We start from the raw sequence: 23,967 nt of genomic DNA, 5'->3' as shown, positions 1-23,967 counted from the left end.
GNGGCTGGTGATGCGCCTGCACCCTCACCCCTGCCCTCTCCCGCAAACGGGAGAGGGGGAAGCTGCGTGCGGCGCTCGACGTCATCTCAGGAACTCTTGCGAACGCGCAGGTACCACTCGCACAGCAGGCGCACCTGCTTGGGCGTGTAGCCCTTGTCGACCATGCGGGTGACGAAGTCCTCGTGCTTCTTGGCCTCGTCGGCGCTGGCCTTGGCGTTGAAGCTGATGACCGGCAGCAGCTCCTCGGTGTTGGAGAACATCTTCTTCTCGATCACCGTGCGCAGCTTCTCGTAGCTGGTCCAGACCGGGTTCTTGCCCTGGTTGTTGGCGCGCGCGCGCAGCACGAAGTTGACGATCTCGTTGCGGAAGTCCTTCGGGTTGGCGATGCCCGCCGGCTTCTCGATCTTCTCCAGCTCGGCGTTGAGCGCCGCGCGGTCGAAGACCTCGCCGGTGTCGGTGTCGCGGTACTCGTGGTCCTGGATCCAGTAGTCGGCGTAGGTGACGTAACGGTCGAAGATGTTCTGGCCGTACTCGGAATAACTCTCCAGGTACGCGGTCTGGATCTCCTTGCCGATGAACTCGGCGTAACGCGGCGCCAGCAGCTCCTTGATGAAGCCGACGTACTTCTGCTCCAGCTCGGCCGGGAACTGCTCGCGCTCGATCTGCTGCTCCAGCACGTACATCAGGTGCACCGGGTTGGCGGCGACCTCGGTGCTGTCGAAGTTGAAGACCTTGGACAGGATCTTGTAGGCGAAGCGCGTCGAGATGCCGTTCATGCCTTCGTCGACCCCGGCGTAGTCACGGTACTCCTGGTAGCTCTTGGCGCGCGGATCGGTGTCCTTCAGGTTCTCGCCGTCGTAGACCAGCATCTTGCTGAACAGCGAGCTGTTCTCCGGCTCCTTCAGGCGCGTCAGCACGGCGAACTGGCTCATCATCTTCAGCGTGCCTGGTGCACAGGTGGCCTGGGCCAGCGACGAGTTGCGCAGCAGCTTCTCGTAGATCTTCACCTCCTCGCTGACGCGCAGGCAGTACGGCACCTTGACGATGTAGATGCGGTCGAGGAAGGCCTCGTTGTTCTTGTTGTTGCGGAAGGCCTTCCACTCGCTCTCGTTGCTGTGCGCGAGCACGACGCCGTCGAAGGGGATCGCACCGAAGCCCTCGGTGCCCTTGAAGTTGCCTTCCTGGGTGGCCGTCAGCAGCGGGTGCAGCACCTTGATCGGCGCCTTGAACATCTCGACGAACTCGAGCAGGCCCTGGTTGGCCAGGCACAGGCCGCCGGAGTAGCTGTAGGCGTCGGGGTCGTCCTGGGCGTAGCTCTCCAGGCGGCGGATGTCGACCTTGCCGACCAGCGAGCTGATGTCCTGGTTGTTCTCGTCACCCGGCTCGGTCTTGCTGATGCCGACCTGGCGCAGGATCGACGGATAGCGCTTGACGACCTTGAAGCGGCGGATGTCGCCGCCGTACTCCTCCAGCCGCTTCACCGCCCAGGGGCTCATGATGCGGTTGAGGTAGCGCCGCGGGATGCCGTACTCGCTCTCCAGGATCGGGCCGTCCTCGTCGGGGTCGAACAGGCCCAGCGGCGACTCGTTCACCGGCGAGCCCTTGATCGCGTAGAACGGCACCTCCTGCATCAGCTGCTTCAGGCGCTCGGCGATCGAGCTCTTGCCGCCGCCCACCGGGCCGAGCAGATACAGGATCTGCTTCTTCTCCTCCAGCCCCTGCGCTGCGTGCCGGAAGTAGGACACGACCTGCTCGATCGCGTCCTCCATGCCGTAGAACTCGGCGAAGGCCGGGTAGACCTTGATGATCTTGTTGGCGAAGATCCGCGACAGCCGCGGGTCGTTGCGCGTGTCGATGCTCTTCGGCTCACCGATGGCCTTGAGCATGCGCTCGGCCGCGGTGGCGTAGGCCAGCGGGTTGCGCTTGCATTCCGCGAGGTAGTCCTCGAGCGAGATCTCCTCCGCACTGAGGCGTTCGTAGCGCGCCTTCAGGTTGCCGATCACGTCCATGCGAGCTCCTGGTCGATGACGGCGAGGGCTGTCGGAGCCGCAGCGGCCCCAACTTCCTCGCCTGGGGAAGTTCTGATGAAGTCCCGGCTGTACGGGCCCAGGCTCCATCAGAGCTTTCCGTCACGCCAGCGGCATGGCCGCTTGCCTCGGCAGGCAGATCAATCCTGCCCTGCGCGGGCTGCGATTTCCACCGGGTTTGGCCTGTCATCGACCGCCTGTTCCGAGGAATCCGCCGCACCCGCCTCTCGCAAGAGCCGTGCCCCACCAGTGGCGCTGACGACTCCTTCCGTCCCCGCGGCGCCCTGCCGTGGTGGAAGGCACGCCGGGACACGTCGCGCGCCCATCATGCGACGGCGGCGAAAAGCCTGCAGGCGGTTTGGCCTTGCGGGGTCAGGCGGCGGCGGTGCTCGCGCACCGCGCGGGTGCGGCCCGGGGCGGGCCAGCGGCGTCAGTCCTCGGCCGCGCCCAGACGTTCCAGCAGGCCGTTCAACTCGTCGAGCGAGCCGAAGGCGATCGTGATCTCGCCCGACTGCTTCCGGCCGCGGCTGCGCACGCGGATCTCGACGGCAGCGCCCAGCGTGTCGGCCAGGCGCTCCTCGAGCCGCAACACGTCGCGCGACTTGCCGGCGGCGGCCTTCTCGCGCGGCGTGGGCTCGGGCCGCGACTGGCGCTGCACCAGCTTCTCGGCGTCGCGCACGCTGAGCTTGCGCGAGGCGATCTCGTGCGCCGCCATGATCTGCGGCGCGGCCTCCAGCGCCAGCAGCGCACGGGCGTGGCCCATGTCCAGGTCGCCGGCGAGCAGCATCTGCTGCACCGGGTCGGCCAGGTTCAGCAGGCGCAGCAGGTTCGTCGCGGCGCTGCGCGAACGGCCGACGGCCTGCGCCGCCTGTTCGTGAGTGAGTCCAAACTCTTGCACCAAGCGGCGCAGGCCCTGGGCTTCTTCCAGCGGGTTCAGGTCTTCGCGCTGAATGTTCTCGATCAGCGCCATCACCGCCGCGGCCTCGTCGGGCACCGGCTTGACGAGCACCGGCACGCGGTCGAGGCCGGCGATCTTCGCGGCGCGGAAGCGGCGCTCGCCGGCGATGATCTCCCAGCGGCCCTCGGCCACGGGGCGCACGAGGATGGGCTGCATCACGCCCTGGCCCTTGATGCTCTCGGCCAGTTCGTACAGCGAGCCCTCGTCCATTCGCGTGCGCGGCTGGTAGCGGCCGGGCTCGAGCTGCTCCAGGCGCAGCGTCGTCGGCTGGCCGTCGCCGGCCGGCGTTTCGGAGACTTTGGGGCCCAGCAGCGCTTCGAGGCCCAGGCCCAGCCCCTTCGGTTTTTTGGTCGCCATGGTCGTGATTGTCACCGAGCGGCGACGGGGCCCAGCGCCGCGAGCTTCGCGACGCCTTCGGGCCAGTCGCCAAGGCCCGATTCGGCATTCAGATGGCCGCGTGCACCCAGGCTCTCGGCCGGCACGCGCCAGTCGGCGGCCAGCGCACGCGACGCGGCGGCCGAGGCGAAGGGGTCGTCCTCGCTGTAGAGCACGAGCGCGGGAAACGGCAGCGGCCGGCGCACGACGGGGCGCCAGCGGGCGACCGGCGGCGGCGTGTCGGGTTGCTCCAGATCCGGCGGCGCGACCAGCAGCGCGCCGGCGACGCGCTCGGTGTGCGAGGAGTGTGCCGCCCAGGCGGCGACGAGGTGGCAGCCCAGGCTGTGCGCGGCCAGCCGCACACGGCCCGGCGCGGCCAGCACGGCCTCTTCCAGCTGTGCCATCCAGTCGCCACGCAACGGCCACTGCCACTCCGACTGCTGCACACGCTGAAAACCGTGCAGCGCCTCCCAGCGGCTTTGCCAGTGCTCCGGGCCGGAGCCCAGCCATCCGGGCAGCACCAGCACACGTTCGTCCAAGGTCATCACCTTGCCTTATCCTCGACTGTTCACCCCACGAATTGTGCGCGAGAGGCAGCGATGAACTACACGGTCTACGTCGACGGACAGGAAGGCACGACGGGCCTGCGGATCCACGAGTACCTGGCCGGCCGCTCGGACATCGAGCTGCTGAAGATCGCGCCCGACCTGCGCAAGGACGCCAGCGAACGTGCGCGCCTGCTCAACGCTGCGGACGTCGCCTTCCTCTGCCTGCCCGACGCCGCAGCGCGCGAGGCCGCGGCGCTGGTGACGAACCCGAAGACCTGCCTGATCGACGCCAGCACCGCGCACCGCACGGCGCCGGGCTGGGCCTACGGCTTCCCCGAACTGGCGCCGGGCCAGCGCGACGCGCTGCGCGCCGCCAAGCGCATCAGCAACCCGGGCTGCCACGCGACGGCTTTCGTCGCGCTGCTGCGCCCGCTGGTCGACGCCGGGCTGGTGCCGGCCACGCTGCCGGTCAGCGCCACGTCGATCACCGGCTACTCGGGTGGCGGCAAGAAGATGATCGAGCAGTACCAGGCCGGCGGCAATCCGGAACTGGACGCGCCGCGGCCCTACGCGCTGGGCCTGGCGCACAAGCACCTGCCCGAGATGGCGGCGCACACCGGGCTGGCCGCGGCGCCGCTGTTCGTGCCGGTGGTCGGGCCGTTCTACAAGGGCCTGGCGGTGTCGGTGCCGCTGCACCTGGCACAGCTGCCCGGCGTGACGCCCGAGGCGATCCACGCCGCCTACACGGCGCACTACGCCGGCGAACGTTTCATCCGCGTGATGCCGCTGCGCGACGCGGCGACGCTGGAACACGGGTTCCTCGACGTGCAGGCAGCCAACGACACGAACCGCATCGACGTCTTCGTCTTCGCCAGCGACACGCAGGTGCTGCTCGTCGCACGCCTGGACAACCTCGGCAAGGGCGCCAGCGGCGCCGCGGTGCAGACGATGAACCTGCACCTCGGGCTGGACGAAGGCCTGGGGCTCTGAGGCGATCGCCACGGCAGCAAAACGGCGCCCCGCGGGGCGCCGTTTTCGTTTGTTGCCGCAGGCCGCCGGGCGGCCCGTGTTCCACGTGGAACATGAAGCTCCGGCGCGCGCCGGGGCCGCTCAGCCCAGCCGCGCCACCATCTCGCGTGCGAACTCGACGAAGGCCATCGCGCCCTTGCTCGACGGGTCGAAGGTGACGCCCGGCTGGCCATAGCTCGGTGCCTCGGCCAGGCGCACGTTGCGCGGGATCACCGTGTTGAACACCTTGTCGCCGAAGTGCGCCTTCAGCTGCTCGGCCACTTGCTGCTGCAGCGTGATGCGCGGGTCGTACATCACCCGCAGCAGGCCGATCAGCTTCAACTCGGGGTTCAGGTTGGCGTGCACCTGCTTGATCGTGTTGACCAGGTCCGACAGTCCTTCGAGCGCGAAGTACTCGCACTGCATCGGCACGACGACGCCGTGCGCGGCGCACAAGCCGTTCAGCGTCAGCAGGCTCAGCGACGGCGGGCAGTCCATCAACACGAAGTCGTAGTCGGCTTCGGCCGCGGCCAGCGCCTGCTTCAGGCGGCGCTCGCGGCGTTCGAGCTCGACGAGTTCGACCTCGGCGCCGGCCAGTTCACGATTCGCGCCGAGCACGTCGTAGCCGGCACTGCTGCGCTGGCGCGCCTCGGCCACCGTCGCGCTCTCCAGCAGCACGTCGTAGACCGACAGCGGCAGGGCGCGCTTGTCGACGCCCGAGCCCATCGTCGCGTTGCCCTGAGGGTCGAGATCGACGACGAGCACACGTTGGCCGACCAGGGCCAGGCCGGCGGCAAGGTTCACGGTGGTCGTCGTCTTGCCGACCCCACCCTTCTGATTGGCGATGCAGAAGATCTTCACGATGCCACCAGCTTCAGGCCGAAGCCGATCAGGAACACACCGGCCAGGCGCTCCAGCGCCTTCGCCACGCGGCGGCGACGCCCGATCTCGTCGCCCATGGCGCGCGCCAGCAGGCAGACGATCAGGCCGTAGGCGAAGGTCAGCGCCGCGATCGTCACCGCCATCGCCGCGAAGGTGATGGCACCGCGGTGGGCGGCCGGATCGATGAACAGCGGGAAGAAGGCCATGTAGAAGACGATGGCCTTCGGGTTGAGCAGGGTGATGAAGAAGGCCTGGCGGGCGTAGCGCCCCGGGGTGATCGGCACCGCCGCCGCCACGCCGCCGCGCGACACCAGCAGCTTCAGGCCCAGCCAGCCGAGGTAGGCAGCGCCCGCGTACTGCACCGCGGCGAACACCGTCGGATAGGCGGCCAGCAGCGCCGCGACACCAGCCACGGCCAGCCAGAGCAGCACCTGATCACCGACGATGACACCCAAGGTCGCCGCCAGCCCGGCACGCAGCCCGCCCTTGGCGGTCGAGGTCAGCAAAGCCAGGTTGCCCGGCCCGGGCAACGCGAGAAACAGCAGAACGGCCGCGCAGAACGCGCCGTAGTCGGCGATGCCGAGCATCGTGAACCCTCCAGGAAGCCGGGGAGCGTACCCCAGTTTGTGCAGCCCGCCCTGGCGTGGCCTCAGGTTTTGCGCATCCAGACCAGGCAGCGCTGCGCGTCCAGGCCCGGCACCGACAGGTGTTCCACGTGGAACACCTCGACGCCGGTCGGCAGCGCGGCGATCTCGTCGTCGGGCACCCTGCCCTTCATCGCCATCCAGCACGCGTCGGGCTTCAGCAGCGCCGAGGTCAGCGTGACAAAGTCGGCCAGCGACGAGAAAGCGCGTGACGTGACAACGTCGAACGGTGCGGCCTTCAGCTGCTCGACGCGCGCGTGCTGCGCCTGCAGCCGCGGCAGCCGCAGCTCGGCCGCCGCCTGGCGGATGAACGCCGCCTTCTTGCCGACCGTGTCGACGCAGGTCACGTCCCAGCCCATGATCGCCAGCACGACACCCGGCAGGCCGCCGCCGCTGCCGACGTCGAGCACGCGCCCGGCCGGCAGGCGCGCGGCCAGCGGCTTCACGACGGCCAGGCAGTCGGCCAGATGCTGGGTCAGCATCTGCGCCGGGTCACGCACCGCCGTCAGGTTGTAGGTGGCGTTCCAGCGCTGCAGCAGCGCCAGGTAACGCTCCAGGGCCTCGACCTGGCCCGGCGTGACCTCCAGCCCCAGCGCCGCACAGACCGCGGCCGGCGTCGTGGCGGTCATGCCGAGGCCTCGTCGGCGGTGAAGCCCTTGAAGCGGCCTTTCTTCAGGTGCACCAGCAGCAGCGAGATCGCCGCCGGCGTCACGCCGGAGATGCGCGAGGCCTGGCCCAGCGTCTCGGGCCGATGCCGCGTCAGCTTCTGCCGCACCTCGAAGGACAGCGCGGTGACCTGGGCGTAGTCCAGCTCCTCGGGCAGCTTCATCTGCTCGTAGTGCGCGGCGCGCTGCACCTCGTCGACCTGCTTGTCGATGTAGCCGGCGTACTTGATCGCGATCTCGGCCTGCTCGATCACCGCGTCGGCTTCGCGTGCGCCGTATTCGGCCTGCAATGTTCCACGTGAAACAACGTCGGGGACGCCGGCCGCGGCGGCCGCCGCCCACACCGCGTCGAAGTCGACGCCGGGCCGGCGCAGCAGGTCGGCGAGGTTGTACTCGTGCTCCAGCGCCTTGCCGATGAAACGTTCGGCGTCGGCGGCGGCCAGCGTCGCCGGCCGCACCCAGGTGCTCTTCAGGCGCTGCTGCTCACGCTCGAGGCGCTCACGCTTGCGGCAGAAGGCGTCCCAGCGCGCGTCGCCGACGAGGCCCAGCTCGCGGCCGATCGCCGTCAGCCGCAGGTCGGCGTTGTCTTCGCGCAGCTGCAGCCGGTACTCGGCGCGGCTGGTGAACATGCGGTAGGGCTCGGTGATGCCCTTGGTGACGAGGTCGTCGACGAGCACGCCGAGGTAGGCCTGGTCCCGCCGCGGCGTCCAGGGCTCGCGGCCCTGCGCCTGCAGCGCGGCGTTGGCGCCGGCGAACAGGCCTTGCGCCGCCGCCTCCTCGTAGCCGGTCGTGCCGTTGATCTGGCCAGCGAAGAACAGGCCGCCGATCGCCTGGGTCTCGAAGCTGGGCTTGAGCTCGCGCGGGTCGAAGTAGTCGTATTCGATCGCGTAGCCCGGGCGCAGGATGTGCGCGTTCTCCAGCCCGGGCATCGTGCGGATCGCGCCGAGCTGGACGTCGAACGGCAGCGAGGTCGAGACGCCGTTCGGATAGAACTCGTGCGTCGTCAGCCCCTCGGGCTCGAGGAAGATCTGGTGCGAGCTCTTGTCGGCGAAGCGGTTGATCTTGTCTTCGATGCTCGGGCAGTAACGCGGGCCGACGCCTTCGATGATGCCGGTGAACATCGGGCTGCGGTCAAAGCCGCTGCGGATGATCTCGTGGGTGCGCTCGTTGGTGTGCGTGATCCAGCACGGCAGCTGGCGCGGGTGCATCTCGGGCGTGCCGAGGAAACCGAACACCGGCACCGGGTCCAGGTCGCCGGGCTGCTCTTCGAGGCGCGAGAAGTCGATCGAGCGGCCGTCGATGCGCGGCGGCGTGCCGGTCTTCAGCCGGCCCTGCGGCAGCTTCAGCTCCTTCAGCCGGGCCGACAGCGTCGTCGCCGCCGGGTCGCCGGCGCGGCCGGCGCGGTAGTTCTCCAGCCCGACGTGCACCCGCCCGTCGAGGAAGGTGCCGGCGGTCAGCACGACGGCACGCGCGTTGAAGCGCAGGCCGATCTGGGTGATGACGCCGGTGACGCGGTCGCCTTCGACGATCAGGTCGTCGCAGGCCTGCTGGAACAGCCACAGGTTGGGCTGGTTCTCCAGCCGGCGGCGGATCGCGGCCTTGTAGAGCACGCGGTCGGCCTGGGCGCGCGTAGCGCGCACCGCCGGGCCCTTGCTGCCGTTGAGGATGCGGAACTGGATGCCCGACTCGTCGGTGGCTTCGGCCATCGCGCCGCCGAGCGCGTCGACCTCCTTGACGAGATGGCCTTTGCCGATGCCACCGATCGACGGGTTGCAGCTCATCTGCCCCAGCGTCTCGATGTTGTGGGTCAGCAGCAGCGTCGTGCAGCCCATGCGGGCGGCGGCGAGCGCGGCTTCCGTTCCGGCGTGACCGCCGCCGACGACGATGACGTCGAACGCTTGGGGATGCAGCATGAGGCCGCGGATTTTACGAGGGCACGCTCACCCGGGCGGCTTCGTGTCGACGATCCCACCAGCGATCGAAGAAGTAGTGCGCGATCGTGTTGGCCACCGGCTCGATCAGGGTGATCGCCCCGGCGATCGCGATGCTGCCGGTGAGCAGGTAGCCGATGGTGAACGAGATGCCCACGTGCAGGACACCGAAAGCGGCGGACTTGGCCATGTCGGACTCCATTTGAGAATGGCTCTCATTCTGAAGACGAGGCGCCCGGCCGGGGATCGATTGTCGGCATCACCGCGATAGCATGCGGACCATGCCCGAGCCCCTGCCCTGCCGCGAACGCTGCGCCGCCTGCTGCATCGCGCCGTCGATCAGCAGCGCGATCCCCGGCATGCCCGAAGGCAAACCCGCCGGCGTGCGCTGCATCCAGCTCGACGAGGCCGATCACTGCCGTCTCTTCGGCCGCCCCGAACGCCCGGCCGTCTGCGGCGGGCTCGAACCCTCGGCCGAGATGTGCGGCGCTTCGCGCGAGCACGCGCTGGCCTGGCTCAACCGCCTCGAAACCGCGACCTCCCCGACGTGACCCCTGCCGCCGATCCCTCGCTGCACGAGCGCCTGCTGGCGCAGTACCCGATGCTCGCCGCGCTGCCGGCCGGCGAAGCGCAGGCCGTGCTCGCACGCGATGCGATGCATCTGACAGCGCCGGCGGGCATGCTGCTGTTCGACGAAGGCGCACCCTGCGGCGGCTTCCCGATGGTGCTCGGCGGCGCGGTGCGTGTCGCCCGCGGCTCGCCGGGCGGGCGTTCGCTGGAGCTGTACCGGGTGACGCCGGGCGAACTCTGCGTCGTCTCGGCGTCCTGCCTGTTCGGCCACGCGGCGATGAGCGCGCACGGCATCGCCGCCGAAGACACCGAACTCGTGCTGCTGAACCCGGCCGGCTTCGAACGCTGGTGCACGCACGCGCCGTTCCGCCAGTACGTCTTCGGCATCTTCGCCGACCGCCTGGCCGATCTGATGGCCTTGGCCGAGGCGGTGGCCTTCCAGCGCCTGGACCAGCGCCTGGCCGCCGCGCTGCTGGGCCGCGGCACGGTGCTGCGCGCCACGCACCAGAGCCTGGCCGACGAGCTGGGCACGGTGCGCGAGATCGTCAGCCGGCTGCTCAAACGTTTCGAGCGCCAGGGCTGGATCGCCGTCGGCCGCGAGCGCATCGACCTGCTCGACAGCGCCGCGCTGCGTGCGCTGGCCGCCGGCGAAGCGCCCCGCCCCGTGTGACCGCAGTCACCGACGCGCCACCCCCTCACTGCGCACACTTCGACGCACGGCATTCCCGCCGTTCAACCGTCAGGAGTGAGCCATGAAATCCAATGTCGGCGGCATCGACCGCATTCTCCGCATCGTGCTCGGCCTCGCGCTGATCGGCATGACGCTCGCCGGTGTCATCGGCGTCTGGGGCTGGGTCGGCGTCGTGCCGCTGCTTACCGGCGCCGTCGGCTTCTGCCCGCTGTACCCGCTGTTCGGCTTCAGCACCTGCCCGGTCAAGCGCTGATCATTTCAGCGCCGCGCTGCGCAGCGTGCGTGCCACGTAGGCCAGCGCCACCACGCTGAGCGCAGCGCAGACCAGCACCGGCGGCAGCAGGGCCGCCGCGTCCAGCGTCTCGCCGCGCAGCACGCGGTTCATCAGCGTCACCTGGCCCAGCGCCGGCACCCAGGTGAACCAGGCCGCGTCGCCTTCCTGGTTGAACACCGAGACCAGCGGCGCCAGCGACACGGCGAGCACGACGACCGTCGCGCTCGCCTGCGCCTCCTTGAAGCTGCGGCAGCGGATGGCCACCGCCATCAGCACCGCCGCCACCGCCGCCGCCAGCGGCAGCAGCAGCGCGACGAAGGCGCCGGCCTCGTAGGCGCCGTAGCGGAACAGCGCCGCCAGCGCGTCGTTGCGCAGCAGCCATTGGCCGGGCAGGAAACTCGCCGCGCTGAGCACCGCGATCGCGACGCCCACCGCGGCCACCGCGCCCCATTTGCCCAGCACCAGCGCCCAGCGCGACGCCGGATTGCACAGCAGCGGCTCGAGCGAACCGCGCTCGCGTTCGCCGGCCGTCGTGTCCAGCGCCGCGTTCAGCGCGCCGTAGACCACGGCCATCAGCACGAAGAACGGCAGCATCGCCAGCAGCTGCGCGGCGCGCGAGGCCGGGTCGGCGAGGTCGCGGTTCTCGACCCGTGCCACCTGCACGAGTTGCGGCGCGACACCACGCAGCGCCAGCCGCAACGACGCCTGCTCCTGCACGAAACCTTCGATCAGGCGCTCGACACGCCGGCCGCCGACGGCCGAACGGGTGTTCGCGCTGTCGGCCACCAGTTCCAGCTCGACCGGCTCGCCGCGCGCCAGGCGCGCTTCGAAGTCCTTCGGCACGACGAGCACCGGATCGCCCAGCGTGCGCGCCCGCAGCTGCGCCTCGTAGTCGGGGGGCGCCTCCTTCAGCGTCCAGGTCTGGCGCTCGACGTAGTTGCGCAGCGTCGGCGCTGCGGCGATGTCGTGCACCAGCAGCTCGCGCGCCTCGGCTCGCTCCTCCATCGACGACACCAGCGCCGACAGCAGCACCAGCACCAGCGGCCCCATCGCCACCGAGCTCAGCAGCACGGTGAGCAGCGTGCGCCGGTCACGCAGCGCGTCGACCAGCTCCTTGCGGAACACGGTCCAGGCGGACTTCAGCAAGCCGCTCATCGTGCCGCCTGCGCCTCGGCGCCGAAGGCCAGGCGCACGAAGGCTTCCTCGAAATCGGGCGTGCCGGCGCGCTCGCGCAGCTCGGCGACGCTGCCGTCGGCGACGACGCGGCCGTGCGCGACGACGACGACGCGGTCGCACAGGCGCTCGACCTCCTGCATCACGTGCGTCGAGAAGACGATGCACTTGCCGGTCTCGTCGCGCAGCCGGCGCAGCGTGTCGCGCAGCGCGCGCGTGGCCAGCACGTCCAGGCCGTTGGTCGGTTCGTCGAGCACGATGTTCGCCGGGTCGTGCACCAGCGCACGCGCCAGCGCGGTCTTCATGCGTTCGCCCTGGCTGAAGCCGTCGGTGCGGCGCTCCAGCAGCGGCGTCATCTCCAGCAATGCGGCCAGCGTCTCGGCACGCGCGTCGGCCGCCGCCGCGTCCAGGCCGTGCAGCCGGCCGTAGTACGTGATGTTCTCGCGCGCCGTCAGCCGCGGGTACAGGCCGCGCGAGTCGCCGAGCACACCCAGCCGCGACTGGGCCTCGCGCGTGCGCGTCGCGACGTCGAGGCCGTCGACCTCGGCCACGCCGTCGTCGGCCGGGATCAGCCCGGACAGGATGCGCAACGTCGTCGTCTTGCCGGCGCCGTTGGGGCCCAGCAGGCCGGTGATGCGGCCGTCGTCGGCGCGGAACTCGACGCCGTCGACGGCCAGCACGCTGCGCGCGGCCTTGCCGCGGCCCTGCACGAAACGTTTGCGCAGCCCGCGCACCTCGATCATCGCGGCCCTCCCGGCGGCACGAAGACGGCCGGCCGCGGCAGCGTCGCGGCACAGCCGAAGTCGACCGCCAGCGCATCGGCCTCGGTCTCGGCATCGATGAAACGGAACACCGCGTCGCGGATGCAGCCGACGGCCAGCACGCCATGGCCAGCCCCGGGCGCGACGACGTGACGCGCCTTCGGCCCCAGCGCCGCAGCCGTGCGGGCGCCGTGGCGCGGCGGCGTCACCGGGTCGGCACCACCGGACAGCAGCAGCGCCGGAACCGGGCTGGGCACGACGCGGTAGAAGGCCGGCGGCACCTCGCCACGCGGCCAGTCGCGGCAGGCCGCGGCGTACTCGTCGGCGAAGGTGCTGCCGAAGTCGCGCCCCGGCGCTTCGCCCGAGGCCGCACGCGGCGCGTCCTCGGCGCAGATCACCGAGAAATGCAGCGCCTGCGCGATGCCGCGCCCGCGCATGTCCAGGCCGCTGAAGGCCAGCGCGAACAGGCCGTCGAAACGTCCGGCCGCCGCCTCGGCGATCGCCGCCGGCAGCGCCGAAGTCCAGGCCGGCACGTACAGCGCCTGGCGCACCAGGCTGGCGACGAGATCACGCGACACGGCCAGCGTCTCGCGCCGGCCGGTGAACGGATGCGTGAGCTCCACCTCGCGCGGCAGCGACGCGAGCAGCGTGCTCCAGGTGGCGCGCAGCGCCGGGAAACGTGCGCGGCAGGCGGTGTCGAGCTCGCAGGCGTCGAGCAGGCCGTCCAGCGCGGCCTGGGCGTCGACCGACACCGCCGCCGGCAGCACCATGTCCGGTGGCGCGACACCGTCGAGCACCAGCCGGCGCACCGCCTGCGGGAACTGGCGCTGGTACTCCAGCGCCGCGCGTGTGCCGTAGGACACGCCGACGAGGTCGATGCGTTCGGCGCCGACGGCGCGCCGAACCGCGTCGACGTCCTGCACCGCCAGCGTCGTCGTGAAGAAACGCAGGTCGCCGTAGGGCAGCTTCTGCAGCCGTTCGCGGCAGCTCTTCAGCGCCGCGAGGCGGCGCGCCGGGTCGGCACCGGCGGCCAGCGGCCCCAGCGGGTCGCTGTCGGCGCAGTCCAGCGGCGCGCTGCGGCCGGTACCGCGCAGGTCGACGAGCACGATGTCGCGCCGGCTGCCCAGGCGCCCCATCAGGCGCTGCACCGTGCCGGCGATGTCGATCGCGCCCTGCCCCGGGCCGCCGGCGAGGAACAGCACCGGGTCAGGCTTGGGCCGGCGCGCCACCGCGGGCAGCACGGCGTAGTGGATGTCGACGGTCGGGCCGTCCGGTCGGGCCGGGTCCAGAGCGCGTTTGACGATGCCGCAGCGCGCCTCGTGTTCGACGCCGGGCAGGCGGCAGGCCTGCGTCGCGGCCACGGCGGGGCCGGCCAGCACGAGCGCGGCCAGGGCCGCCAGCAGGCGCAGCGGACGGCCGCTCACGCGAGCATGCGGCGCAGTTCGCCGCTGTCGTGCAGGCGCTTCAGGTCGTCGTAACCGCCGACGAGCACGCCGCGCACGAAGACCATCGGGAAGGTCGGCCAGCCGCTCCACATCTTCAGCGCATTGCGCCGCCGCCACTGGCCGAGGTAGTGGCCGTAGTCCAGGTCGTGGTGGGCGATGCCGGCAGCGTCCAGCAGGCGCCGCGCCTTGCGCGGGAACGGGTTCCAGCCCATGCCGACGACGACGACAGCGTGGGCGGCGACCGCCCGCCGCACCTCGTCGACGAGGTCGGCGTGGTGGGCCGCGACACGGTCGCGGATCGCGGGGTGCAGATGCTCGTCGTCGAGGATGGCGCGCGGCATGGAGCGCGAGGGTAACAAAGCCCCGCGTCAGCCGGTGGTGCGCGGCTTCAGCAGCGTGCGGCAGGTGTCGCGCGCGCCGTCGGCCGCGGGCGCCTTGCGGCAGACGCCGTCCAGCCGCGCCTGCAGCCGCTTCATCACCGCGGCGTGGCGGCCGCCTTCGTTCCAGGCCACGAGCTTCGTGCCCATGCGCTGAAGCGAGCGCACGCTGCGGCCCTGGAAGGCACCGGCGTCGCGGCCGGCCTCGTCGATCAGCGTCGCGGCGGTGCTCTCGATGCGCGCACCGTCGTTCGGCGCCAGATCGACCAGCGCGGCGAGGTAGCCGCCGCCCCACTGCAGCCGCGTCGCCGGGCCTTCGCTCTTCTCGAAGGCCTGGCGGTACCAGCCCAGCGCCTCGTCGTTGCGGCCGAGCTTGCGCGCGTTGCCGCCGAGCTGGCTCATCAGGTAGTACGGCGAATGGCTCTTGGCGAGGTTGGCCTTCAGCAGCGCGTCGCTCTCGTCCCAGAGCCCGGCCCGCGCCAGCACGTAGGCGCCGCCGGTGATCACCGCCTGGCGCTCGTAGCCGTCGCTGATCTCGCGGTCGTCGCGGGCGATGTGCTCGCGCACCGCCTGGCGCAGCGCGGCGGGCAGCTCGGCCTTGACGGCGTCCTCGGGCGCACCCAGACGGGCGAGCTCGACGCGCGAGCCCAACGCCCCCAGCCGGTCGGCACGCGACAGCGTGGTGTCGGCGGCTAGGCGCTGCAGCGCGCTGTCGAACAGCGGCACCAGCGGCGACTTCTCCGGCGCACCGTCGGCCAGCGCCCGCACCAGGTCGGCAGCGCTGCCGGCGAAGACGTCGGCATGGCGGCGTGCCAGCGCCGGCTCGGCGGCGACGCGGCGCACGCGCTCACGCAGCGCGGCATCGGCCTTCACGCCGCCCTTGCCTTCGTCGGCGACCAGCGCCTTCAGCCACAGCCGGGTGGCGGTCTCGTCGTCGGCAGCCGGCGCCGCGGCGGCCAGCTTCGCCAGCAGCGCGGCACGTTCGGCCGGTGCGACGACCCGGCCATCGTCGACGTCCCAGGCGTAGAAGGCCAGCGCGCGCCACTCGTGCGCCGACAGCGGGCGGCCGGCGGAGGCGTCGGCGACCAGCGCCTTCACCGGCCGGCCGGCGGCCAGCGCCTGCTGCAGCAGCGCCAGCACCTGCTCGGGCTCGGCTTCGCCGGGCAGGCGCGTGATCTCCTGGCCGTCGGGTGCGAACAGCACCATCGTCGGGTAGGCGCTGACGCCGAAACGTTTGCCCAGCTTCTGCGCGCCGGGGCGGTCACCGTCGACGTGCACGGCGACGAAGTCGCGCGCCTGCAGCGCGAAGTCCTGGCGGTTGAACAGCGTCGCCTTCAGCTGGTTGCACGGCGGGCACCAGGTCGCGCCCCAGTACAGCAGCACCGGCTTGTTCTCGGCACGGGCGCGCACGAAGGCGCGGTCGACATCGGCGTCGGCGGCGGCCGCCACCCAGGCGACGTTTTTCGACGGCAGGCCGGGCGCCGCGGCGGCGGTTCCCCAGGCGAGGCAGACGGCGAGACAGCAGGCGGCGAGGCGGAGCTTCATGGCGGCGACGGCAGCGGACGAAAAAGGCCGATTGTGGGCCGGCCGCGCGCCCTCCCCGGAACGCGGGGGAAAACCTCGCCCGACGCCTCCCGCCGATGACCGAAATCACGCTGCCCCACGCGCGGGGTGCCGGTGCCGGCCGGGGTCTTCTACGATCGGCTGGTGAACATTCGTAACGCCTCCCTCCCGATGCGCCAGCTGGCGATCGCCGCCGCGCTGGCGGGCACGCTGGCCGCCCAGGCCGCCGACATGAAGTCGGCCCGCTTCTACGAGGACGCGCTGTCGCGCTACGAGAAGCAGGACTACCCGGGCGCCGTCGTGCAGCTCAAGAACGCGCTCAAGCTCGACAAGACGCAGCTGTCGGTGCACGTGCTGCTGGGCAAGGCGCTGCTGGCCAGCGGCGACTCGGTCGGCGCGCAGGTCGCGTTCGAGGAGGCGCTGCGGCTCGGCGTCAACCGCGCCGAGGTCGTGCTGCCGCTGTCGACGGCCCTGGTCAACCAGGGCAAGCCGCAGGTGGTGCTGACCGACACGCGCTTCGCGCCGGCCGGCCTGCCGACCGAGCTGCGCGCGGCGATGAGCGTCGTGCGCGCCAACGCCGCGGCCGACACCGGCGACCCGCGCGCAGCGCTGCAGATGCTCGACGAGGCACGGGCGCTGGCCCCGCGCGACGCCGCGCCCTGGCTGGCCGAAGTGACGGTGCGGCTGCGCATGGGCCAGCCGGCCGAGGCCCAGGCCGCGGCCGACAAGGCGCTGGCGCTGGCCCCCGGCCTGGCCCAGGTGCACTACCTGCGCGGCACCATCGCGCACGCCCGGGGCCAGGGCCAGGCAGCGCTGGACGCCTACGGCCGCGCGCTGGCGATCCAGCCCGCCCACCTCGAGACGCTGGTCTCGCGCGCCGGCCTGCTGCTGGACCTCAAGCGCGACGCCGAGGCGCAGCGCGACATCGCCCAGCTGCGCCAGGTGGCGCCGCTGGACCCGCGCGGCGGCTACCTGCAGGCCCTGCTGGCCGAAAAAGCCGGGCGCGGCGCCGAGGTGCGGGCCGCGCTGCGCGACGTCACCGGCCTGCTCGACCCGGTGCCGATGGAGTACCTGCGCTACCGCCCGCAGCTGCTGATGCTGGGCGGCCTCGCGCACTACGGCCTCAACGAACGCGAGAAGGCCCTGCCCTATCTCGAGGCGGTGCAGCGCTCGCAGCCCGGCAGCGGCGCGGCCAAGCTCGTGGCGCAGATCCAGATCTCGCAGAACAACCTGGACAAGGCCATCGAGTCGCTCGAGGGCTATCTGCGCCGCAACCCGGCAGACACGCAGGCGACGCTGCTGCTGGCGTCGGCCCAGATCGCCCAGGGCCGGCACACCCGCGCCGCGGCCACCGCCGAACAGGCGCTGCGCACCCAGGACTCGGCGCCGATGCGCGGCCTGCTCGGCCTGAGCCTGGCCGTCGGCGGCCGCGTGCCCGACGCCCTGGACGCGCTGGAGGCCTCGTTCAAGGCCGATCCCAAGCAGCTCGCGACCGGCACCGCGCTGGCGCAGATCCGGCTGCAGGCCGGCGACACCCGGCGGGCGACCCAGGTGCTGCAGACGCTGTTGCAGCACCACCCGAAGCAGGCCGGGCTGCTGAACCTGCTCGGCAGCGCCAAGGCTCGCGGCGGCGACGCCGCCGGCGCCCGCCAGGCCTTCGAACAGGCGCTGGTCGTCGACCCGGCCTTCGTGTCGCCGCAGGTGCAGCTCGCGCGCCTGGACGCCGACGCCGGCAAGTTCGACGCCGCGCAGCAGCGCCTGCAGCAGGCGCTGGCCAAGGACGACAAGGCGCTGGAGCCGACGCTGGCGATGGCCCAGCTGGCCGAGCGCCGCGGCCGCCTCGACGACGCGCGCCGCTGGTACGAGAAGGCCGACGACATCGCCGGACCCAACGTCATCGACCCGGCGCTGGAGCTCGTCGAGTTCCTGCTGCGCCAGGGTCAGCCCGAGGCCGCCCGCGAGGCCGGCAAGCGGCTGTCCAACCGCGCCCCCGAGGCGGTGCCGGTGCTGATCGCGCTGGCCCGCATCTCGCTGGCCAACGACGACGAAGCCGGCGCGCGCACCGGGTTGAACCGCGCCTCGACGCTGGCCGACCACGACGTCGGCGCGCTCGCCCGCATCGCGGTGCTGCAGCTGCAGGCCAACCATCCGCAGGGTGCGCAGCACACGCTGACCAAGGCGCTGACCGAGCGGCCGAACTCGCTGCCGCTGCAGGCGCTGATGGTCGACGCCGAGATCCGCCTCGGCGAGCTGGCCGCCGCCGAGAAGCGCGCCCGCACGATCGCCACGCAGAACCCGAAGCTGGCCGTCGGCCCGTCGCTGCTGGGCGACGTGGCGACCGCCCGCGGCCAGCGCGCCGCCGCGATCGACGCCTATCGCACGGCCCACCGCCTGCAGCCCGGCACCGACACGCTGCTGCGGCTGCTGCGCGCGACGGCGCCGCAGGACCCGCAGGGAGCGCAGAAGCTCGCCGAGCAGTGGCTCGCGTCACACCCGCGCGACGCCGTCGTGCGCCGCGTGCTGGCCGACGGCTACGCCCGGCTGGGCCAGTGGCCCGCCGCGCGCGACGCCTACCAGGCGCTGCTGAAGCTGACGCCCGAGGACGCCGAGGCCTGGAACAACCTCGCCCATGTGCAGCTGCGCCAGAAGGACGGCGCCGCGCTGGCGTCGGCCGAGCGGGCGCTGGCCCTGAAGCCCGGCGTGCCGCACATCGTCGGCACGGCCGGCTGGGCGGCGTTCCATGCCGGCCAGACCGACAAGGCGCTGCAGCGCCTGCGCGAAGCGCGGCTGCGCGACCCGGGCAACCCGACGACACGCTTCTACCTCGCCACGGTGCTCGCCCGCTCGGGGCGCAGCGCGGAGGCCCGCGAGGAGCTCCAGGCCGCGCTGCGCAGCCAGAACTTCGCCGAGGCGCAGGACGCCCAGGCGCTGCTGCAGACCCTCAAGTGAGGGGCGCACGGGGTGTCGCAAGTTCTTACATTCCCCCGGCGATTCTGCGAGGATCGCACGCAAGTTCTTGATGTGCCGGGAAATTCCGGCCTGGCGCGGGCCTTGCATGTCCTGCCTGGCGCGGCACGGGGAGCGCTGCGGCTGAACTCGAGAGGCATTCGATGAAAACGAACATGAAGCACGTGACGGCGTCGGCCCTGATGGTGATGGGCCTCGGTTTCGCCGGTGCCGCCTCGGCGCAGAACACCTGGAGCCTGCTCGACTCCTGCACGCCGAACAGCGGCACCACGCAGCTGGCCACCTGCACCTCGGGTGGCAAGTCGGTGGCCGTCACCGCCTACGCGGCCGGCAGCGGCGCCAACTTCGCCAAGGCCTCGATGACCGAGTGGTACACCAACGGCATCGGCGTCTCCTACAGCGGCGAACCGACCGGCAGCCCGCAGCACGCCATCGACAACAACGGCAAGACCGAGCTGGTCATGCTGAACTTCACGACGGCGACGATGCTCAGCGCGCTGTCGATCGGCTGGTTCGAGAACGATGCCGACATCTCGGTGCTGCGCTGGACCGGCCAGGGTGCGCCCGACCTGACCACGAACTCGACCGGCAACCTGACCAGCAGCGGCTGGACCCTGGTGGCCAGCCGCGACGTCGACCCGAGCTATTCGTGGAACTTCAGCGGCGGCGGCTACTCGAGCTGGTGGCTGATCAGCAGCTACTTCGGCGCCAGCGGCTACGCCGCCGACGGCTCCGGCTACCTGGACAAGGGCAACGACTACTTCAAGCTGCTGTCCTTCACCGGCACCACGCAATCCGGCGGCGGCAGCGGTGGCAGCGTCCCCGAGCCCGGCACGCTGGCGCTGGCGGGCCTGGCGCTGGCCGGCATCGTCGGCGCCAAGCGCCGCCGCGCCCGCACCGTCTGACACACAGAAGCTTCGGCAGCTTCGTCCGTCGGGCCGGCCTCTGCCGGCCCTTTTTTCATGCTCCGGGATCGGCGGCGGCCAGCCCGGGCTGACCCTCGTCCTCATCGGCCGGTTCGGCATTGGCCCGCGCCAGCGCCATCCAGACCGAAAACGGCACGCGCGCCGCACGGCGCGGTGCGGCGCGTGCCACCTCCAGCCGGCCGTCGGCGCAGGCCAGCATCACGCCATACGGTTCGGGCACCTCGTCGGGCGTGGCGATGCCTTCGTTGAAGACGTACCAGCATTGGCTGGCCAGCGCGCGGTAGGCCGCGCCCTTGTCGGGCCGGCGCAGGTCGGCCAGCAGGTCGGCGCGGCGCACCTTGATCTCATGCACCACCGGCTCGGCGTAGTCCTCGACCGTCGTGTGGCGGATCGAGAAGACGTCGGGCATCGCGGTCGCCCAGCGTGTGCTGCCGTCGTCGCCGGCCAGCGGCGCGCGCAGCGCCAAGCCGCGCCAGACGATGCGCCCGGCACGCTGCATCTCGCGGGCGACCCGCGCGACCAGCGCCTCGTGGGCGTCGAAGGCGGCGCGGTTGCGTGTCAGCGTCGCCGCCAGCAGCGTGATGCCGGCGTCGGTGACGACGAGCGTCTCGCGCCCGGCCTCGTCCCAGCGGCGCTGCAGCAGCCCGGCGGCCAGCAGGTCGATCTCGACCGCGTCGCGGCAGGGCCAGCCGGCCGAGCGCCAGATCTCGCGCAGACGGCGCCGGTGCACGGCGCCGAGCGCCGGGCTCACTCGGCGCTCACTCGACGACCTGAACGCCCTTCCAGAACGCGATGCGGCCCTGGATGTTGGCCGCGGCTTCCTTCGGCGCCGGGTAGTACCAGGCCGCGTCGGGGTTGGCGTCGCCGTCGACGAACAGCGTGTGATAACGCGCCTCGCCCTTCCACGAGCACATCGTGCGCGTGTTGCTCGGCAGCAGGTACTGCGGCTTCACCGCCTCGGCGGGGAAGTAGTGGTTGCCTTCGACGATGACCGTGTCGTCGCTCTCGGCGACGACGGTGCCCTTCCAGATCGCTTTCATCCCGATGTCCTCTCGCTGACGCCGCCGGCCGGCTCCAGCCAGTGCAGCGAGAAACGCCTCGCCGCGTCGGTCCAGACCGGGCCCGGCTCGAAGCCGGCGCGCCGCGCGAGGGCCCGGAAGCCGTCGACGCTGTACTTGTACGAGTTCTCGGTGTGCAGGCTGTCGCCCTCGTCGAACTCGAAGACCTCGCCGGCGACGCACACCGCCTGGCGGCGGCGGCTGACCAGATGCATCTCGATGCGGCGCAAAGGCGGATGGTAGAACGCCGCGTGCGCCCAGGCCGAAAGATCGAAGTCCGCACCCAGTTCACGGTTGGCACGCGCCAGCAGGTTGAGGTTGAAGGCCGCCGTCACGCCCTGGGCGTCGTTGTAGGCCGCGTGCAGCAGCGCCGGCTCCTTGATCAGGTCGACGCCGATCAGCAGCGCGCCGCCGTCCAGCCAGTGGCGGAAACGCGCCAGCAGCGCGCAGGCCTCGGCGGGTTCGAAGTTGCCGATCGAACTGCCGGGAAAGAAGCCGATGCGCCGCCCGGCCGGCGGCGGCAGCTCCAGCGCGGCGGTGAAGTCGGCCGCCAGCGGCTCGACGGCCAGGCCGGGGAAGTCGGCGCGTAGCGCCGCCGCCGCGTCGGCCAGGTGCTCGCCCGAAATGTCGACCGGCACGAAGCGCCGCGGCGCCGCGAGCGCCTGCAACAGCAGCCGCACCTTGACGCTGGCGCCGGCACCGAACTCGACGATCTCGGCACCCGGGCCGATGCGCGCCGCGAACTCGTCGGCGTGGCGGTCCAGCAGCGCCAGCTCGGTGCGTGTCGGGTAGTACTCGGGCAGTTCGCAGATGCGCTCGAACAGGCGCGAACCCTCGGCGTCGTAGAACCACTTGGGCGCGATACGCCGCGCGCGCAGCCCAGCGACGAAGTCGTCGGCAAAGCTCATGCGTCGCGCGCCAGCCTGAGGCCGCTGAACTGCCAACGTGCCCCGGGCGGAAAGAAGTTGCGATAACTGGCGCGTGCGTGGCCGGGCGGCGTCGCGAACGAGCTGCCGCGCAGCACGATCTGGCCGACCATGAACTTGCCGTTGTACTCGCCGACCGCACCGGCCCAGGGCCGGTAGCGCGGGTAGGGCTCGTAGGACGAACGGGTCCACTGCCACAGCGCGCCGAAACACTGCGACGGCGGCGCGGCCGAGTTCGCCGCGTGCTCCCACTCGGCTTCGGTGGGCAGGCGCGCACCGGCCCATTCGGCGTAGGCCGCAGCCTCGTAGAACGACAGATGGCGCACCGGCGCCTGCGGTGCACGCGGTTGCGGGCCGTGCGGCGTGAACTCGCTGCCGTCGTCGCGCCAGTACAGCGGGCCGGTCCAGCCCTGGGCCTGAACCGCGGCCCAGCCGTCGGACAGCCACAGCGCCGCACGGCGGTAACCGCCGTCGTCGACGAAGGCCTGGTACTCGGCGTTCGTCACCAGCTGGCGCGCGATCTCGTAGGGCTGCAGCCGCACGGCGTGGCGCGGCGTCTCGTTGTCGAAGGCGAAGCCAGCGCCGACGTGGCCGATCTCGACCTCGCCGCCGTCGAAACCCAGCCAGCCCGCGACACCCGCCGGCCACGGTGGCGGCTCGCCGGGGAAAGCCGCCGGCGCCAGCGGGTTCAGCGCCAAGGCGGCGAGGATGTCGGTCTGCATCAGCTCCTGGTGCTGCTGCTCGTGCTGCAGGCCCAGTTCAACCAGCGGGAAGGCCGCGGCACGCGTGTCGGCGTCGGCCTCGGCGATGAAGGTGATCACGCCGGCGTCGACGACCCGGCGCCAGGCCAGCACCTCGTCCAGCGACGGCCGCGACAGCAGCCCACGCTGCGGCCGCGGATGGCGCGGCCCCAGGCTCTCGTAATAGGAGTTGAACAGCCGCGCCCAGCGTTCGTCGTAGGGCCTGAAACCCGGTGCGTGCGGCGCCAGCACCACGGCTTCGAAGAACCAGCTGGTGTGCGCCAGGTGCCATTTCGTCGGGCTGGCGTCGGGCATCGCCTGCAGCTGCTGGTCTTCGGCGGACAGAGGCGCCGCCAGGGCTTCGCTGTGGGCGCGCACCGCGCGGAAACGGGCGGCAAGCTCGGAAACGGCGTCGGGCATTCGGCGCTCTCCTGCGACCGGTGGGGTCCGGCGCATTCTGGTCGTGGGGGGCTCGGGTGCTCACCCGGGCAAGCCCCGTTCCGTGTGAGGGCCGGTAACCCCGGCCGAACGCTGCATACAGAGCGACTGAACCCCGGAAGGCCGCCGCCTTCCTACAGTGCAGACCATGGACAGCACCCTCACCCCCACCCTGCTCGACCCGCGCCCGATCGAACGCCTGGTCGCCGGCCAGCCGACGCAGGACGGCGCCGGCGTGAAGCTCGTGCGCCTGCTGACGCACGACCTGCAGCGCCGGCTCGACCCCTTTCTGATGCTCGACCGCTTCGCGACCGACCGCGCCGAGGACTACATCGCCGGTTTTCCCGACCACCCGCACCGCGGTTTCGAGACCGTCACGGTGATGGTCGAAGGCCGCATGCGCCACCGCGACAGCGCCGGCCACGAAGGCCGTGTCGGCCCCGGCGGCGTGCAGTGGATGACCGCCGGCCGCGGCCTGGTGCACAGCGAGATGCCCGAACAGGAAGACGGCCGCATGGACGGCTTCCAGCTGTGGCTGAACCTGCCGGCGCGCGAGAAGATGCGCGAGCCCTGGTACCGCGACATCGAGGCCGATCAGGTGCCCGAGTGGCGAGCGACAGGCGTGCGCGCGCGTGTCGTCGCCGGCCGCACGCACGGCGTCGCCGGCGCCGTCGAACGCGAGACGACCGAGCCGCTGATCGTCGACCTCGAACTCGCGCCCGGTGCCCGTTTCGAGCAGGCGCTGCCGGCCGCGCACAACGCCTTCGTCGTCGTCGTGCATGGCGCCGTCGAGCTCGGCGGCCGGTCGCTGGAGCCCGGGCCGATGGCGATCATGGCCAACCGCGGCGACGGTGTCGCCGTCACCGGCGGCACCGCCGGCGCACGCCTGCTGCTCGTCGCCGGCCGGCCGCTGGGCGAGCCGATCGCGCAGTACGGGCCGTTCGTGATGAACAGCAACCGCGAGATCTTCGAAGCCGTCGAAGACTTCCGCGCCGGCCGCCTGGCCTGACCGGCCGGGGC

General features: G+C 71.7%; 24 protein-coding genes. 7 read left to right on the top strand and 17 right to left on the bottom strand.

From position 1 onward, the window contains the following. Nucleotides 1–86 precede the first annotated feature (86 nt). The 3 genes from RBXJA2T_RS03985 to RBXJA2T_RS03975 all read right to left on the bottom strand — a co-directional run bounded on the left by RBXJA2T_RS03985 (nucleotide 87) and on the right by RBXJA2T_RS03975 (nucleotide 3,905). Complete coding sequence (locus RBXJA2T_RS03985) at nucleotides 87–2,009, bottom strand: PrkA family serine protein kinase (RefSeq protein WP_009856033.1); 1,923 nt, start codon at nucleotides 2,007–2,009, stop codon at nucleotides 87–89. A gap of 448 nt (nucleotides 2,010–2,457) precedes the next feature. Then, nucleotides 2,458–3,342: a ParB/RepB/Spo0J family partition protein gene (locus tag RBXJA2T_RS03980; protein WP_009856032.1), complete on the bottom strand. Its 885-nt coding sequence runs from the start codon at nucleotides 3,340–3,342 to the stop codon at nucleotides 2,458–2,460. Between the two features lie 11 nt (nucleotides 3,343–3,353). After that, nucleotides 3,354–3,905 carry an RBBP9/YdeN family alpha/beta hydrolase gene (locus tag RBXJA2T_RS03975; protein ID WP_009856031.1) on the bottom strand — a complete coding sequence of 184 codons (552 nt, stop codon included), beginning with the start codon at nucleotides 3,903–3,905 and terminating at the stop codon, nucleotides 3,354–3,356. Nucleotides 3,906–3,959: 54 nt separating this feature from the next. Between RBXJA2T_RS03975 and argC the strand changes: the two genes are divergently transcribed. Continuing rightward, complete coding sequence (gene argC / locus RBXJA2T_RS03970; protein ID WP_009856030.1) at nucleotides 3,960–4,898, top strand: N-acetyl-gamma-glutamyl-phosphate reductase; 939 nt, start codon at nucleotides 3,960–3,962, stop codon at nucleotides 4,896–4,898. Between the two features lie 120 nt (nucleotides 4,899–5,018). On the opposite strand, the gene RBXJA2T_RS03965 is transcribed toward argC, so the two are convergent. The 5 genes from RBXJA2T_RS03965 to RBXJA2T_RS03945 all read right to left on the bottom strand — a co-directional run bounded on the left by RBXJA2T_RS03965 (nucleotide 5,019) and on the right by RBXJA2T_RS03945 (nucleotide 9,228). Further along, nucleotides 5,019–5,780 (bottom strand): ParA family protein, encoded by a 762-nt coding sequence (locus tag RBXJA2T_RS03965; RefSeq protein WP_029718411.1) that lies wholly within the window; start codon nucleotides 5,778–5,780, stop codon nucleotides 5,019–5,021. Then, nucleotides 5,774–6,385, bottom strand: coding sequence for a LysE family transporter (locus tag RBXJA2T_RS03960; protein WP_009856028.1), 612 nt, complete (start codon nucleotides 6,383–6,385; stop codon nucleotides 5,774–5,776). The genes RBXJA2T_RS03965 and RBXJA2T_RS03960 overlap by 7 nt, the downstream gene beginning before the upstream one ends. 62 nt (nucleotides 6,386–6,447) lie before the next feature. Beyond that, nucleotides 6,448–7,071 (bottom strand): 16S rRNA (guanine(527)-N(7))-methyltransferase RsmG, encoded by a 624-nt coding sequence (gene rsmG / locus RBXJA2T_RS03955; RefSeq protein WP_009856027.1) that lies wholly within the window; start codon nucleotides 7,069–7,071, stop codon nucleotides 6,448–6,450. Further along, nucleotides 7,068–9,020 carry a tRNA uridine-5-carboxymethylaminomethyl(34) synthesis enzyme MnmG gene (gene mnmG, locus RBXJA2T_RS03950; RefSeq protein ID WP_009856026.1) on the bottom strand — a complete coding sequence of 651 codons (1,953 nt, stop codon included), beginning with the start codon at nucleotides 9,018–9,020 and terminating at the stop codon, nucleotides 7,068–7,070. The genes rsmG and mnmG overlap by 4 nt, the downstream gene beginning before the upstream one ends. A gap of 13 nt (nucleotides 9,021–9,033) precedes the next feature. Continuing rightward, on the bottom strand, nucleotides 9,034–9,228 hold the full coding sequence (locus tag RBXJA2T_RS03945; protein WP_037289928.1) for a DUF2061 domain-containing protein: 195 nt from the start codon (nucleotides 9,226–9,228) through the stop codon (nucleotides 9,034–9,036). A 91-nt stretch (nucleotides 9,229–9,319) separates the two neighbouring features. On the opposite strand from RBXJA2T_RS03945, the gene RBXJA2T_RS03940 reads away from it, so the two are divergent. The 3 genes from RBXJA2T_RS03940 to RBXJA2T_RS03930 all read left to right on the top strand — a co-directional run bounded on the left by RBXJA2T_RS03940 (nucleotide 9,320) and on the right by RBXJA2T_RS03930 (nucleotide 10,552). After that, nucleotides 9,320–9,589, top strand: coding sequence for a YkgJ family cysteine cluster protein (locus tag RBXJA2T_RS03940; protein WP_009856024.1), 270 nt, complete (start codon nucleotides 9,320–9,322; stop codon nucleotides 9,587–9,589). Next, nucleotides 9,586–10,278 carry a Crp/Fnr family transcriptional regulator gene (locus RBXJA2T_RS03935; protein ID WP_009856023.1) on the top strand — a complete coding sequence of 231 codons (693 nt, stop codon included), beginning with the start codon at nucleotides 9,586–9,588 and terminating at the stop codon, nucleotides 10,276–10,278. Before RBXJA2T_RS03940 ends, RBXJA2T_RS03935 begins: the two co-directional genes overlap by 4 nt. Before the next feature lie 82 nt (nucleotides 10,279–10,360). Then, entirely contained in the window at nucleotides 10,361–10,552 is a 192-nt protein-coding gene (locus RBXJA2T_RS03930; protein ID WP_009856022.1) for a YgaP family membrane protein, read from the top strand. On the opposite strand, the gene RBXJA2T_RS03925 is transcribed toward RBXJA2T_RS03930, so the two are convergent. Genes RBXJA2T_RS03925 through RBXJA2T_RS03905 form a run of 5 tightly spaced genes read right to left on the bottom strand, consistent with a single transcriptional unit; the run spans nucleotide 10,553 to nucleotide 15,874 of the window. Beyond that, on the bottom strand, nucleotides 10,553–11,728 hold the full coding sequence (locus RBXJA2T_RS03925) for an ABC transporter permease (RefSeq protein WP_029718409.1): 1,176 nt from the start codon (nucleotides 11,726–11,728) through the stop codon (nucleotides 10,553–10,555). Continuing rightward, nucleotides 11,725–12,489 carry an ABC transporter ATP-binding protein gene (locus RBXJA2T_RS03920; RefSeq protein ID WP_009856020.1) on the bottom strand — a complete coding sequence of 255 codons (765 nt, stop codon included), beginning with the start codon at nucleotides 12,487–12,489 and terminating at the stop codon, nucleotides 11,725–11,727. The genes RBXJA2T_RS03925 and RBXJA2T_RS03920 overlap by 4 nt, the downstream gene beginning before the upstream one ends. Next, on the bottom strand, nucleotides 12,486–13,931 hold the full coding sequence (locus tag RBXJA2T_RS03915) for an alpha/beta hydrolase (RefSeq protein WP_009856019.1): 1,446 nt from the start codon (nucleotides 13,929–13,931) through the stop codon (nucleotides 12,486–12,488). The genes RBXJA2T_RS03920 and RBXJA2T_RS03915 overlap by 4 nt, the downstream gene beginning before the upstream one ends. Beyond that, nucleotides 13,928–14,293 carry a glutaredoxin domain-containing protein gene (locus RBXJA2T_RS03910; protein WP_009856018.1) on the bottom strand — a complete coding sequence of 122 codons (366 nt, stop codon included), beginning with the start codon at nucleotides 14,291–14,293 and terminating at the stop codon, nucleotides 13,928–13,930. The genes RBXJA2T_RS03915 and RBXJA2T_RS03910 overlap by 4 nt, the downstream gene beginning before the upstream one ends. A 27-nt stretch (nucleotides 14,294–14,320) precedes the next feature. Then, nucleotides 14,321–15,874: a thioredoxin family protein gene (locus RBXJA2T_RS03905; protein ID WP_009856017.1), complete on the bottom strand. Its 1,554-nt coding sequence runs from the start codon at nucleotides 15,872–15,874 to the stop codon at nucleotides 14,321–14,323. A 162-nt stretch (nucleotides 15,875–16,036) separates the two neighbouring features. Between RBXJA2T_RS03905 and prsT the strand changes: the two genes are divergently transcribed. Together prsT and xdp1 are read left to right on the top strand one after the other, a co-directional pair. Continuing rightward, complete coding sequence (gene prsT, locus RBXJA2T_RS03900; RefSeq protein ID WP_237704852.1) at nucleotides 16,037–18,841, top strand: XrtA/PEP-CTERM system TPR-repeat protein PrsT; 2,805 nt, start codon at nucleotides 16,037–16,039, stop codon at nucleotides 18,839–18,841. Between the two features lie 173 nt (nucleotides 18,842–19,014). Then, nucleotides 19,015–19,764, top strand: coding sequence for an exosortase-dependent surface protein XDP1 (xdp1, locus tag RBXJA2T_RS03895; RefSeq protein WP_009856015.1), 750 nt, complete (start codon nucleotides 19,015–19,017; stop codon nucleotides 19,762–19,764). A gap of 55 nt (nucleotides 19,765–19,819) precedes the next feature. Here the strand turns inward: xdp1 and RBXJA2T_RS03890 are convergent, their stop codons facing one another. The 4 genes from RBXJA2T_RS03890 to egtB are packed head-to-tail and all read right to left on the bottom strand — an operon-like array spanning nucleotide 19,820 to nucleotide 22,929. Then, a complete protein-coding gene (locus tag RBXJA2T_RS03890; protein WP_009856014.1) occupies nucleotides 19,820–20,536 on the bottom strand; it encodes a hypothetical protein in 717 nt (238 codons plus the stop codon). Between the two features lie 7 nt (nucleotides 20,537–20,543). Continuing rightward, on the bottom strand, nucleotides 20,544–20,825 hold the full coding sequence (locus tag RBXJA2T_RS03885) for a DUF427 domain-containing protein (protein ID WP_009856013.1): 282 nt from the start codon (nucleotides 20,823–20,825) through the stop codon (nucleotides 20,544–20,546). Next, entirely contained in the window at nucleotides 20,822–21,751 is a 930-nt protein-coding gene (gene egtD, locus RBXJA2T_RS03880; RefSeq protein WP_009856012.1) for an L-histidine N(alpha)-methyltransferase, read from the bottom strand. The genes RBXJA2T_RS03885 and egtD overlap by 4 nt, the downstream gene beginning before the upstream one ends. Next, complete coding sequence (gene egtB, locus RBXJA2T_RS03875; protein WP_009856011.1) at nucleotides 21,748–22,929, bottom strand: ergothioneine biosynthesis protein EgtB; 1,182 nt, start codon at nucleotides 22,927–22,929, stop codon at nucleotides 21,748–21,750. The genes egtD and egtB overlap by 4 nt, the downstream gene beginning before the upstream one ends. Before the next feature lie 166 nt (nucleotides 22,930–23,095). Between egtB and RBXJA2T_RS03870 the strand changes: the two genes are divergently transcribed. Beyond that, the gene (locus RBXJA2T_RS03870) at nucleotides 23,096–23,956 is read left to right on the top strand and encodes a pirin family protein (RefSeq protein ID WP_009856010.1); all 861 of its coding nucleotides are present in this window, start codon (nucleotides 23,096–23,098) and stop codon (nucleotides 23,954–23,956) included. The last annotated feature ends 11 nt before the right edge of the window (nucleotides 23,957–23,967 follow it).

The organism is Rubrivivax benzoatilyticus JA2 = ATCC BAA-35 (genome assembly GCF_000190375.1).
Classification (GTDB): domain Bacteria; phylum Pseudomonadota; class Gammaproteobacteria; order Burkholderiales; family Burkholderiaceae_C; genus Rubrivivax; species Rubrivivax benzoatilyticus.
The sequence above is the reverse complement of the archived record's forward strand: the minus strand, read 5'-3'. Positions and strand labels throughout refer to the sequence as shown.